Annotated in this window: 11 protein-coding genes; all 11 read left to right on the top strand. The window is 42.1% G+C overall.

What is annotated here, in order from left to right:
* Nucleotides 1-12: 12 nt before the first annotated feature.
* The 11 genes from infB to IGI42_RS00285 all read left to right on the top strand — a co-directional run bounded on the left by infB (nucleotide 13) and on the right by IGI42_RS00285 (nucleotide 13,441).
* The gene (gene infB, locus IGI42_RS00235) at nucleotides 13-2,790 is read left to right on the top strand and encodes a translation initiation factor IF-2 (RefSeq protein ID WP_438713522.1); all 2,778 of its coding nucleotides are present in this window, start codon (nucleotides 13-15) and stop codon (nucleotides 2,788-2,790) included.
* Between the two features lie 17 nt (nucleotides 2,791-2,807).
* Entirely contained in the window at nucleotides 2,808-3,155 is a 348-nt protein-coding gene (rbfA, locus tag IGI42_RS00240) for a 30S ribosome-binding factor RbfA (RefSeq protein ID WP_438713523.1), read from the top strand.
* Between the two features lie 109 nt (nucleotides 3,156-3,264).
* Nucleotides 3,265-3,561 carry a hypothetical protein gene (locus tag IGI42_RS00245; RefSeq protein ID WP_438713524.1) on the top strand — a complete coding sequence of 99 codons (297 nt, stop codon included), beginning with the start codon at nucleotides 3,265-3,267 and terminating at the stop codon, nucleotides 3,559-3,561.
* Nucleotides 3,558-5,636, top strand: coding sequence for a cation:proton antiporter (locus IGI42_RS00250; RefSeq protein ID WP_438713525.1), 2,079 nt, complete (start codon nucleotides 3,558-3,560; stop codon nucleotides 5,634-5,636). The genes IGI42_RS00245 and IGI42_RS00250 overlap by 4 nt, the downstream gene beginning before the upstream one ends.
* A gap of 104 nt (nucleotides 5,637-5,740) precedes the next feature.
* Nucleotides 5,741-6,661 carry a tRNA pseudouridine(55) synthase TruB gene (gene truB / locus IGI42_RS00255; RefSeq protein ID WP_438713526.1) on the top strand — a complete coding sequence of 307 codons (921 nt, stop codon included), beginning with the start codon at nucleotides 5,741-5,743 and terminating at the stop codon, nucleotides 6,659-6,661.
* Nucleotides 6,662-6,712: 51 nt separating this feature from the next.
* Nucleotides 6,713-7,648: a riboflavin biosynthesis protein RibF gene (gene ribF / locus IGI42_RS00260; protein ID WP_438713527.1), complete on the top strand. Its 936-nt coding sequence runs from the start codon at nucleotides 6,713-6,715 to the stop codon at nucleotides 7,646-7,648.
* Between the two features lie 444 nt (nucleotides 7,649-8,092).
* A complete protein-coding gene (locus IGI42_RS00265) occupies nucleotides 8,093-8,476 on the top strand; it encodes a hypothetical protein (protein WP_438713528.1) in 384 nt (127 codons plus the stop codon).
* 68 nt (nucleotides 8,477-8,544) lie between these two features.
* A complete protein-coding gene (locus IGI42_RS00270) occupies nucleotides 8,545-9,390 on the top strand; it encodes a DUF2922 domain-containing protein (RefSeq protein WP_438713529.1) in 846 nt (281 codons plus the stop codon).
* 282 nt (nucleotides 9,391-9,672) lie between these two features.
* The gene (locus IGI42_RS00275; protein ID WP_438713530.1) at nucleotides 9,673-9,909 is read left to right on the top strand and encodes a hypothetical protein; all 237 of its coding nucleotides are present in this window, start codon (nucleotides 9,673-9,675) and stop codon (nucleotides 9,907-9,909) included.
* 345 nt (nucleotides 9,910-10,254) lie between these two features.
* Nucleotides 10,255-11,010 (top strand): lysostaphin resistance A-like protein, encoded by a 756-nt coding sequence (locus IGI42_RS00280; protein WP_438713531.1) that lies wholly within the window; start codon nucleotides 10,255-10,257, stop codon nucleotides 11,008-11,010.
* Nucleotides 11,011-11,185: 175 nt separating this feature from the next.
* Complete coding sequence (locus tag IGI42_RS00285; RefSeq protein WP_438713532.1) at nucleotides 11,186-13,441, top strand: ATP-binding cassette domain-containing protein; 2,256 nt, start codon at nucleotides 11,186-11,188, stop codon at nucleotides 13,439-13,441.
* Nucleotides 13,442-13,464 lie beyond the last annotated feature (23 nt).

Raw genomic sequence — 13,464 nt, forward strand, 5'->3', positions numbered from 1 at the left:
GAAGGTGATTGCATGGGAAAAAAACGAGTGTATGAATTTGCCAAAGAAATCGATCGATCAAGTAAGGATGTTGTAGAAAAGGCCAACACAATGGGAATTGATGTGTCTAATCACATGGGTTCTTTATCTAATGAGGATGAGTCAAAATTGAAGCAAGCTTTTTCTGGAAATACGCAACAACCAAAATCAGCAAATACTCAAGCAAAACCATCAGCTAACCAGCACGAAAAACCTAAATTTAAGAGCTCAAAAAATAACCCAAATTTCCAAAATAGAAAAGGAAATCAAGACAGCGTGAGAAATTCAAACGAGAAATCACAAAATCGCCCAAATCAGGGCAATCGTCAAGGACAAGGTCAACAAGGCCAGCGTCCGGCAAACCAAGGGCAAAACCGTCCAGCACAAGGTCAGGGTCAGCAACAACGCCCGCAAGGTCAAGGAAATACTCAAGGTCAGCGACCAGCTACTAACCAGGGTCAACGTCCAGCAAGCCAAGGGCAAAACCGTCCGGCACAAGGCGGCCAACGCCCAGCACAACAGGGTCAACGTCCACAAGGACAAGGTGGTCAGCAACGTCCGACAAATCAAGGTCAGCGACCAACAAACCAAGGGCAAAACCGTCCGGCACAAGGCGGCCAACGCCCAGCACAACAGGGTCAACGTCCACAAGGACAAGGTGGTCAGCAACGTCCGACAAATCAAGGTCAGCGACCAGCAAACCAAGGCCAAAATCGTCCAGCCCAAGGCGGTCAACGCCCAGCGCAGCAAGGTCAACGCCCTGCAACGCAAGGACAAGGTCAGCGCCCAGCAGCACAAGGCGCTCAAGGTCAGCAACGTTCTAACACCCAAGGCGGCGGCCAAGGTGGAACAAATCAAAACCGCAACCGTAGCAACAATAACTACGGTAACCAAAATCGCAACAATAATTTTGGTGCTAACCGCAATAAGAACAAATTCAATAAAAAAGGTAAAAAAGGCAAGTATCAACCTAGCCAAAAACCGCCAGTACCAGCACGTAAATTCCGCGAATTGCCTGAAGTATTGGAATATACGATCGGCATGAACGTGGCAGACATTGCGAAGAAAATTTACCGTGAACCAGCGGAAATCATTAAAAAATTATTCTTGATGGGTGTAATGGTTAACCAAAACCAACCGTTAGACAAAGACACGATTGAATTGTTGGCAACGGATTACGGCATCGAAGCACAAGAAAAAGTTCAAATCGATATTGCGGATATTGACCGTTTCTTTGAAGCTGAAGAAGTAGACGAAGAAAAATTGGTACCGCGTCCGCCAGTTGTAACGATTATGGGACACGTCGATCACGGGAAAACAACCTTGTTGGATACATTGCGTCATTCTCGCGTAACGAGTGGAGAAGCCGGCGGAATTACTCAGCATATCGGAGCTTACCAAATCGACATCAATGGCAAACCAATTACTTTCTTGGATACACCAGGACATGCGGCCTTTACAAGTATGCGTGCTCGTGGAGCAAGTATCACAGATATTACTATTCTAGTAGTAGCAGCTGATGATGGTGTTATGCCACAAACCGTTGAAGCCATCAACCATGCAAAAGCTGCCAAAGTGCCAATTATTGTAGCGGTAAACAAAATTGATAAACCAGGTGCTAACCCTGATCGTGTAATGCAAGAATTAAGTGAACATCAATTAGTTTCTGAAGCATGGGGCGGCGATACGATTTTCGTTGAAATTTCCGCGAAATTCAATCAAAACATTGAAGAATTATTGGAAATGATTTTGTTAGTAGCAGAAGTAGAAGATTTGAAAGCTGATCCAACACAACACGCAATTGGTACTGTGATTGAAGCACGCTTAGACAAAGGAAAAGGTCCAGTTGCTACATTACTAGTGCAACAAGGTACCCTTAATGTTGGTGACCCAATCGTAGTTGGTAATACGTACGGCCGTGTCCGTGTGATGACCAATGACATTGGTCGCCGAGATAAAACAGCAGGACCAGCAACACCAGTTGAAATTACTGGATTAAATGATGTTCCTCAAGCTGGCGATCGTTTTGCCGTCTTTGCAGATGAAAAAACAGCTCGGGCAGCTGGAGAAGAACGGTCGAAACGAGCAGTCCAAGAGCACCGCACATCAAATGCTCGGGTAACTTTGGATAACCTGTTTGAATCACTTAAAGAGGGCGAATTAAAAGATGTTAATGTAATCATCAAAGCCGACGTTCAAGGTTCAGCTGAAGCATTGGCTGCATCATTGAAGAAAATTGATGTTGAAGGGGTACGAGTAAACATCGTCCATTCAGCAGTTGGTGCGATTAACGAAAGTGACGTAACTCTTGCAGCAGCAAGTAATGCGATCATTATCGGCTTTAACGTTCGACCTACACCACAGGCGAAGCAACAGGCTGACGGTGAAGAAGTTGATATTCGTTTACACCGGATTATCTATCAAGCAATCGATGAAATCGAAACAGCGATGAAAGGGATGCTTGATCCTGAATACGAAGAAAAAATTACTGGTCAAATGACGGTTCGCGAAACCTACAAAGTTTCTAAGATCGGGACAATTGCCGGTTGCTATGTGAACGAAGGCAGCATCTCTCGCGACAGCGGTGTGCGTGTCATTCGTGACAGTATTGTTATCTTTGAAGGCAAGCTTGCCAGCTTGAAACGCTTCAAAGACGATGTTAAAGAAGTGAAGATGGGTTACGAGTGTGGTGCAATGGTTGAAAACTTCAATGACCTTAAGGTGGATGATGTAATTGAAGCCTTCATCATGCAAGAAATCAAGAAAGCTTAAAAAAGGAGGCAGTTTTTATGCCTAACTATCGAGATCGTCGCGTCGCTCAAGAAATCTTGAAAGAAGTCAACGATGTTTTACGCAAGCGAGTTCGTGATCCACGTGTCCAAGACGTGAATATCACAGACGTTCATGTTACAGGAGACTTGCAGCAAGCAACCATTTATTATAGCTTGTTGTCTGATAAAGCTTCTGACAAACAAAAAGCGCAAGCGGGATTAGACAAGGCAAAAGGCTTAATTCGCCGTGAATTAGGTCAGGCCCTTTCGATTTACAAGACGCCTGAATTGTTTTTTGAATTGGATGAATCCGTAGAATACGGATCGAAAATTGATCAAATGATTCGCGATCTAAATAAAGAGTAAAGAAGGACCTGAGTGAGCATGTTTCACTCAGGTTTTTTTTGCAAAATTTGCTATTTCCTGTTAAAGTGTAGGAAGTTTTGAGCGATAGCTTAAGGGGGAAATTGGAGAGATGACAACAGAATTTGATGAACGTATGCGCAGTCTGCATGCTGAGTACCTAGATTGTTCTCCAGAAGAAAGAAAATTTATTAAACAATATATGAAGAAGAATAATTTACTTTTGTATCGCAAGACGGAACGTATGAAGCATGAGCTGTTACGAATGGAAGCAAAGCGGGCACAGCTTTCTTTAGATGGCAAGTCTAAAGAACTAACAGAATTGGAAAAGAAAATTATTGACAAGAAAACCGAGTTTTTGAAAATCTTAGCCAAGGTAAGAGAGAAGCAGTTTACAGGTAATCGATGATCCTCATTGAGATTATTATCTTTCTTGCCATTACCATTACTTTATCCAATGTATTAGCTAAAGTGTTCCCTTCCATTCCGATGTTTATGATCCAGATTGTACTAGGGATTTTGTTGGGGCTGACAGAAATTGGTCGCTCCATTAATTTTGAACCAGAAGTATTTTTAGTGATGATTATTGCACCGCTGCTTTTCCGCGAGGGAGAAACAGCGGACATTCCAGCTATTTTAAAGCATAGTGGAACGATTTTATTTTTAGCCTTTGGTGGTGTGATTCTAACCTTAGTGAGTATGGGATTTGCGCTTTATTGGTTGTTGCCAACGATTCCTTTAGCGGCTTGCTTGGCTTTTGGGGCGGCATTGGGACCAACGGATGCTGTCGCTGTGAATTCTCTTGCTAAGCGTTTGAAAATGCCCGATTCAGTGATGCATATTTTAGAAGGTGAAGGTCTTTTGAATGATGCATCTGGCGTAACGGCCTTTCAGTTTGCAGTCGCCGCATTAATGACAGGACACTTTTCGGCAGCGGATGCCTCATTGACGTTATTGCTTTCGACACTTGGCGGTGTGCTTGCCGGCATTGTTGTTGTCTATGTAAAACGGCAATCCATTCAACTGATCGAACGAATATCTGCTCGCGATATTACTGGGTATTTACTCATTGAACTGACGTTGCCTTTTTTGGCTTATTTAGTTGCGGAGCTATTCCATTCATCGGGAATTATTGCAGCGGTTGTCTGTGGCGTTTTGGAATCACGGGGGTTTCGTAAAATCAGTTTGTTTGACGCAGAGTTGTCAAATGTGACGGAAACGAGCTGGCAAACCATCAGTTTTACGTTGAATGCTTTAGTGTTCTTGTTCTTAGGTATCGAGCTTTCACAGGTGTTTTCGCCGATTTGGAATAGCCAAACCTACTCCAACCTCCATTTGTTTTTCATTGTAGTGTTATTAACAGCACTGCTCTTTTTGATCCGCTTTTTATTCATTACGCTTTTTTATTCAATTACAAAGGGGATAAAACAAACCCATCGACATTTACATGAGCGGTTGCTGCTAACTGTGGGTGGCGTAAAGGGAACCGTCAGTATTGCAACGATTTTTATTTTGCCAGTAGCCATTGGTGGTGTTGATTTTCCAGAACGCTCCTTGCTATTGTTTATTACTGCTTGTGTGACTTTCTTAAGTTTGATTCTAGGGATGATTCTACTGCCGATTCTCTCAGATGGTGAAGTAACACCAGTCACCAATCCACGACAGATGGAAATTTATCGTGAGGTAATTGCCTGTTTGGAAGAGGATTTGGAAACGCGTGAGATGTCTGAGAAGGAAGTATTCGCTTTACAAGCAGTAATTACTAATTATCAGGACCATATACAAGAGCTGTTTACGGAAACGATGTCTGATAGTAGTCAACAGGAGTTTCAAGAGGTGCAGGCCTTGATGCTGTCAATCGAACGAGATGGGTTGGATGAAAGTTATCGTAAAAGAAAGATAAATACCGATTCATACCGTTTGTATTCCATGTTTATTTCGCGTTTTCAACGGTCGATTCCTCATCAAATTTTATCCTTTCTTAGTTTTTGGATCATTGTCGTTCAGCGAATTATTCGGGTGATTCTGCATCCTAAGTTGTTTTGGCAACGGCGGCAGTCTCGTGGGAAACGAAGTGTGATTGATCGGGGAGATGTGTCTTCTGTCAGGGATGTTTTCTTGAAAAATAGTGAGACTATTCTAAATAGTTTAGAAAATTTGCGGGATGTTTACGATGAAGACCTGATTGACTTCTTTGTAGAAGAACGAAAAAATTTAATGGAACAGGTGAATAAGCGGGGCTTGTTTGGGACTATTTTGATCCAGCAAGATCCGTTATACACCAAAGAATTATTACGTGGCTATTACCTGGAGCGTAAAATCATTGATGAGCATGAGGGAAGAGAAGAGATTTCTACCTTTGAAGCCAATGATTATCGTCACCGGGTCAATATGTTGGAATCTTATGCGATGCGTCAGCCTTCTGATCCGCCGTTTCGTTTTATTTTGCGGAAGAAAAAACCTGAGAAAAATCAAGAATCGTAAGCTGTCCCCGTCCGGTTTTGCTGGAGGGGGATTTTCTTTGCCTCTTCTGCTTTTGGCTATGGTATAATGGCAACGTTGAAATTTTTAGAAAATGGAGCGATAAAATGGACGGTATCTTACCTTTATGGAAAGAACGTGGCATGACTAGTCACGATTGCGTATTCAAATTACGTAAAATTTTAAAAATGAAAAAAATTGGTCATGGCGGTACGCTCGATCCTGATGTGGATGGTGTTCTACCTATTTGTGTGGGAAAAGGCACGAAGGTGATCGAATATTTGCAAGACAGCGGAAAGGTCTATGAAGGAGCAATCACCCTGGGTTATTCTACGACTACCGAGGATGCTAGTGGAGAAACCGTAGAACAAAAGGCGGTGACAGAACCTTTGACAGCAGCACGGATCGATGAAGCGATGACAACTTTCGTAGGAACGATTACCCAAATTCCACCCATGTATTCAGCAGTTAAAGTTAATGGCAAACGACTTTATGAATATGCACGGGCAGGTGAAGAGGTAGTGAGACCCAAACGCCAAGCACAAATCGATTCCTTTCAGCGGGTAAGTGAACCAGTCTTTGATGAAAGTACTGGGACGCAGACCTGGCGTTTTCAAGTGTCTTGTGGCAAAGGGACCTATGTGCGGACACTAGCAGTTGATTTAGGAGCTGCTTTAGGTTTTCCGGCACATATGTCTGATTTGACTCGTTTAGCTAGTGGTGGCTTTACAGTGGGACAAGCAGCTACGTTGGCGCAAGTCCAGCAGTTGATGGAAGCAGAACGAATGGACGATATTTTGCAGCCGATTGAAACAGCGGTGAAAGACTTTCTGCATGTCGATTTATCCGATTCTTTGTGGCAAAAAGTGAAAAATGGGCAGCTTTTGCCAGCTGAGGAGTTGGGGCTAAAAACGATTCCTAAAGAACTGATTGCCTTATTTTATCAGGAAAAATTAGTCAGCTTGTATGGAGAGCATCCCAATCGTTCGGGATGGTTGAAACCTAGTAAAGTTATACGAAATGTGTAAAATCTAGTTGTTATATATAAATCGTTCTAGTTATATATGAGGGGGATAGTTATGAAAATAATCAAATTACGGCACCCGTATCAGGCAGCGGAAATACCTACAGATGATGTGGTGTTGGTTCTTGGTTTTTTTGACGGTGTTCATCGGGGGCACCAAGAAGTAATTGAAACGGGACGTAAGATTGCGGATGAAAAAAATTTAAAGCTAGCTGTTATGACGTTTAACCAGCATCCAGCTGTGGTTTTCCAAAAAGTAGATCGCAATCCAGTCAAGTATTTATCAAATTTGACACAAAAAGAAGAGTTGATGGTAGGCTTAAAGGTAGATATTTTGTATGAAGTGGCATTTACTTCAGCCTTTGCTGCTCAGCTGCCAGCGGATTTCGTTGATCAATATATCGTAGGTCTGCATGCTAAAGTCGCTGTTTCTGGATTTGATTATACGTATGGCAAAGGAGCCGAAGCGGATGTTGCTCATTTACCTGAATATGCCCAAGGGCGTTTTGAAGTAATCACCGTTCCGAAACAAGTGGATCATGATGAGAAGATAAGTTCTTCACGTATTCGCCAGTTATTAACTGATGGGAACTTGGAAGAAGCGAATCGTTTACTAGGCTATGTGTATGAGACTAGCGGCACGGTTATCCATGGAGATGCCCGTGGACGGGAATTAGGTTATCCAACTGCTAATATCCAATCGGATGAGCAAATGGTTCTGCCGAAAGTGGGGGTCTATGTCAACGAAATTTTAGTTGGCGGACACTGGTATCCAGCGATGGGATCAATTGGTCATAACGATACTTTTGGTCCACACCGTAGAAAAACCGTAGAACTGAACATTTTGGATTTCGATCAAGATATCTATGGGGAAGAAGTACGGGTACGTTGGCTGCATTTTATTCGTGGACAGGTGAAGTTCAATTCCGCAGAAGAATTAATTGCCCAATTGGATGAGGATGAAGCAGCAACTAGAAACTATTTTATTTAAAAAACTAGATCATTGTACCTGAATGGGTATAATGGTCTTTTTTTAATAGGGAAAAACCCTTTATAAAAACAAATATTGGATGTTGATATAACAAGTTATTCGTATAGCGTCTCATTTTTATTGATTTATAAATCCCGTTTAGGTTGACATTAATGATTATTTACAAGGTTCATTGATTTATTTTTTTGTTGTTATAAAAATGTGAATATAAATATCTGTGTAGGTAATATTAATTCCATATTTCGATTATTAAGACTTTTATCGAGGTATCCTCTTGATTTATCCATAAAGATAAAAAATAATAACGAAAAAACCTTGATTTAATGCGGTTCTTTTAAATAACGTGAAAAACTTCTTAAAATACTATTGACATTTAGTGAAATATCCTTTAGCCTATAGGCGACAAATCGAGTAAAACGATTTCAAAAAAAGGAGGCACGTCAATTGAATGAGCATAGATTAGATTTTCAGAAGCTTTTTAAGCTGCAGCGGGTAACGTTGGAGAGCCGCATCAGTACCTACTACGATGAAACCCACGATGCGACCAACACGATTAAATATTTGGCCGCCCTTCAAATTCGTGATGAATTAAGCGCCGATGACTTCAGCTTCGTACTAAGGGAGCTAGTCCGCTACATCTTCCTGCAAACTAAATCAACGCGCGCATTACGCCGCTATTATTATTTATTCCAAGATTATTTTGCCACGAAAGAGTGGAAGCAGTTAACGTCCCGCTTATTTACGGTGAAGCGAGTTATTGCTGAGAAAATTGCCCAATTAAGGGATCTGGTTGAACAGGTACGTCCCCAAGCTTTTTCAGTACCTTGAAGACCTTAAAATGAAACCGCAACCAAAATGACATAGATATCTTAAAAAGGAAAGGAACGAGTGAAGACATGTTAAGTTTAAGTGCCACATTTGAAAATAGTGCGGGGCGTCGTCATAGCCTGCGCATAAAAGATCCAGATCGAAACAAACCAGCCGAAGAAATCCGTGCCAGCTTAGAAAAATTAGTCCGCCTTAATTTATTTGAAAAAAACGAGGTGGGGCTATTTAAGAAATTAATCAGCGCCAAATTTGTCGAAACGATTGAGACACCGCTGTTTGATTTGCGGGAGGAAGACAGTCAGGAAACCGTTGAGCATCAGCCGGAAGCTATTCAAGTCGCTGAAGTGTCACAGCCGGAGTCTGTCCAAATTCAGGAATTCCCGCAAGCTGTTCAGTCAGATGCTTATCCAGCAGTGGGTCGCCAAGCGACAGCCGCAATCGAAGCCCAACTAGCAGGTAGTCAAGCGTGTGCTAATTCCGCTACGGAAGTCCCATCCACCGAAGCATCCGAACAACTAGGCGAACGCCAACAATTAGAAATCATGATTCCCGAAGACTTGGATGTTGCCAGTTTATCTGAAGAAGAGCTGATGGCAATGTTGCAGGCGAGCTTGCCGGAAGGGGCGGTGTTAGAGAGTTTTAGCTTGGAAGATATTGTGGTAGGAATTGAGGAGACGGACACGCAACCTACTGCTCACTCGTCCCCACAATCTAGCTTGGAAAACACAACTACAACTACCAACACACCACCGGAGGAACCCGTTGAAGGTGGCCTAGAGGAACCTGCACCTGAGAATAAAGCCAAATGGTTCCCGAAGCGAAATGTCAGCAACAATCCACTAGCCGGCTTTTCCATGGACAAACGGAAAAATAAAAAAGCGCTGAATCGTTTGAAAAGGAATAAAAAGAAATAGACGATGGATAGCCGTCTAAACATAGATAATTAGTGATGAGTGACTATCAGCTGCTTCTGATCTATTGAAGCTATAAGTTGCAGATTCGTGGAAATACGATCGGTTCCTTTATCTGCACAGTAGCTAAGAGGTAATCAATAGCTTATTTTCTTTACGATGCAGTAGGATAGCCATTGGCAATACTCTGGTCATTATTGAATTTGTACTCGGCTTAACTTTAAACGACCTTGGGTTTTATGAGAACAATGTTCGGCTTGCAAAAAAATGTGCATAATAATTTGAGTGGAAATCAACTTAGAGGTCATTAAATCGGCGGATCGTCGTATTTATACCGATACCTTTATGTGTGTTTGTTCTGGTGCGACAAAAACAGATGAATTGTTGGGAAGCAGAGTCACTAAAACTTGTGATGGCGCCGTCTTTAAGTTAATCGGTGTGGACGAAGAAGACCAAATGAGGCGACTGGGATTGATTACCGTACCTGAATCACTTGTGCTGCCTTGGGTTGCCGTTCATTGAGGAGAACAGCTAGAAAGTTCCTTTGTTTACCTTCAAGTCATTGATCCATCTTGATTACAATGCATTTGAAATGCAGAAGCTAGAGGAACTTTTATTGTTTAGTTAGGATGGTAAACGTACGAGATTGTAGGTAGTGCGGACCTTCTCCACCTGCATATTCAATAAGTTTAACTTAACTAAAGTGATTCAATTTGTTTAGTAAACGGTAATACTTAGGTTTGTGTTAGGTTTTCTATTTTTTTATGATGAAAGTGAAAGAAGTCTGCTTGTAGAAACGTTAGCCAAACTGTGGAGGTAAAAAATCGTTCGTTCCTCAAAGAAATAAAGGTACTGGAGAAGGTTAACATGAAGAAGAGTATAAAAATCATCGGAGGATCCTTTCTGATCGTAGCCCTCTATTTTATTTTCGAGTATCTTACGTTGAAAATTTCTCAACTATTGTATGGTGACAGCAACGGAAGTGACATCTTTGTTCATCGGGTTGTCGGGTTTTCGATAGCATTAGCGGCTTATCTGCTGTACGCCTATGAAATTAGAAACGTTCATCATCCTGTTTTGAGTAAAAGCCACGAGGTTACTTTCATGAATTTTCTTTTAGTCTCTTCAGCTTTATTAGTTGGAAAGCTTTCCTTTATTTTAGTAAACCTCTTCAGCAAAGGCACAGACATTCAATGGCTGCTAGTCGATTTTTCGGCGATTCAAGCGAGTTTGATTAGGAATCCTGTTCCAGTTTCTACTATTATATTGCTGGGATTATTGACACCGATTACCGAAGAAATTTTTTTTAGAAAACTTCTAACAGAATCTTTGTTAAGTATTGAGGTTCCTAAAAGTTCGGTATACTTAATGGTTGCCCTCAGTTGTGGGCTCATTCGTTTTAGCAGCTTTTCCCAGTTCATTCATGCATTGACTGCCGGATTACTATATGGCTTACTCTATTTCTTTACCGGCAATTTATTTTATTCTAGCCCATTGCTTAGAGAACCTACTGACGCTGATTCTTTTTTATTTAGGAATGAACACTTTCTTGACCAACCCTTATTTAATTTACGGACTGAATATTGTTGTGTTGTTAGTCATTTGCTTAATACTCTTCCGTAAAGTGAAGAAAATAAACCCGCAACAGCGGCTCCTTCTTCAGCTAAAAAAAGCCGTAGCTTTTTGAGCAGGTTGAACCACAGTAAGGACCTGCAGCAAAGGGTTCTTATTTTTTATACTCTTCCTTGACTCTCCCCTTACGTCAGACTTTAGACTAATGAGGAAAGGGGAGATGTTCATGAAACCATTAATCCTAAAAGAAGTCTCACACAATAATTTAAAAGACATCAGCTTAGAAATTACTAAAAACCAACTGGTGGTGTTCACTGGTGTGTCTGGCTCTGGTAAGTCCAGCTTAGTTTTTGATACGATTGCGGCAGAAGCACAGCGGCAAATGAATGCGAACTATCCGGCGTTCGTGCGGAACCGGATGCCAAAATACCGCAAGCCGAAAGTTTCTCGGATTGAGAATCTGAATCCCGCCATCGTAATCGATCAGACGCCTTTAGGAGGCAACCAGCGTTCAACAGTAGGAACTATCACTGAAATTTATTCTTTGCTGAGACTATTATTCTCGCGAGTAGGAACACCACGGATGCCCTCAGCTGGACATTTTTCCTTCAATAATCCGCAGGGGATGTGCCCTAGATGTTCTGGTCTGGGTTACGTGAATCAGATCAATTTCGACAAAATTGTTGATGTTGAGAAGTCTTGGAAAGAAGGCGCAATGCTGGATACCAAGTATGCCATCGGCAGCTGGTATTGGCAACAGTATGATAAGTCGGATTTTTTTGACAGCAGTATTCCCTTGAAAGATTTGACGGAGGCGCAGTGGAATCAGCTGATGTATGGACACCCTGATAAAGAAGCACATCCTGTCAATCCGAAGTTAGAAGGAATTTATCGCAACTACGAACGGATCTTAATGAAGCGGGATTTGTCTGCTTATGGGAAACACTATGAGAAGAAGCAACAGGACTTATTGATCCAAGGATTGTGTCCCAAATGCCAGGGAAAACGTCTGAATCCAGAATCATTAGCTGTCACGGTCAACGGACAGTCGATTGCTGATTGTGTACAGCTGGATATGCGTCAACTATTCGCTTATTTGCAATGCTTGGCGTATCCAGAAATTAGTGATGTGATCGATGAATTACAAAGACAGGTGCAACGTTTAATTGATATCGGCTTAGACTATCTGCATTTGGATCGTCAAACACCAACCCTTTCTGGCGGTGAAGCGCAGCGAGTAAAACTGGTGAAGCATATGGGGAGTTCCTTAAATGGGATGTTCTACATTTTCGATGAACCAAGTACGGGAATGCATGCTCGAGATGTCTCGCGAATCAATCAACTGCTGCTGGATCTGCGGGACAAAGAAAATACGGTGTTTGTGGTAGAACATGATCCGGATGTGATTGCCGTAGCAGATGAAATTATTGATATTGGTCCATTAGCAGGAAAAAATGGCGGTGAAGTCGTCTTTCGTGGCAATTACCGACAATTATTGACCTCCGACAGTTTAACTGGTCAAGAAATTCTGCATGCGCCACCGATCAACTTGAATCCAAGACCATGGCAGGAAAAACTGACGATTAAAGACGCAACTCTTCACAATCTGAAAAATATCACCGTCGATATTCCTAAGCATATTTTAACGGTAGTTACCGGTGTTGCCGGTTCAGGGAAGTCGACATTGATTACTAAGGTCCTCCCTCAGCAATTCCCCGAAGAGCTGTCGATCATTGACCAGTCACCAATAAATGCGACGCCACGAGCAACGCCGGCAACGTTTATGGGAATTTATGATGAAATCCGCCGTTTATTTGCCAGAGAAAACAAAGTCGATGTTGGGATGTTCAGCTTTAACTCCAAAGGGGCCTGCCCCAATTGTCAGGGCAAAGGAGAGACAACTGTCGAGCTGGTCTTCATGGACCCCGTGGTAAATGAATGCGAACGGTGCAAAGGGAAGCGATTTTCGGCTAAAGCGGTTAGTTACACCTATCATGAGAAAACGATCTTAGATGTATTGGAGATGACCGCAGTAGAAGCTGGCAGTTTTTTTCAAAGTTGTGGAAGCAAGCGAATGTTGAAAAAACTGCACGCACTAATCGATGCTGGCTTGACCTATTTACCGATTGGTTGTTCTCTAACGACCTTGTCTGGAGGAGAGAGGCAACGACTAAAACTAGCTAAAGCCATCACAGGAGGAGAGTCACTACTTGTTTTGGACGAACCAACGACTGGTTTACATCTATCCGACATTCGAAAGTTAAACGAATTATTTCAGCAGATTGTCCATCGAGGCAACACATTGATTATTATTGAGCACCACAGCGAAATAATAAAGCAAGCCGACTGGATAATTGATATTGGACCTGAAGGTGGCAGTAAAGGAGGGGAGGTTGTATTTTGTGGGCGACCGGAAGAGCTGCTAAAAAGTGGCACCCTAACAGGTCAGTATTTGAAGAAAAGTATGGAAAATAAAACATAAAAGGTTGTGGCAGAAGTGTTCAG

The sequence above is a fragment of the Enterococcus sp. AZ109 genome (assembly GCF_051714625.1).
Lineage (GTDB): Bacteria > Bacillota > Bacilli > Lactobacillales > Enterococcaceae > Enterococcus_A.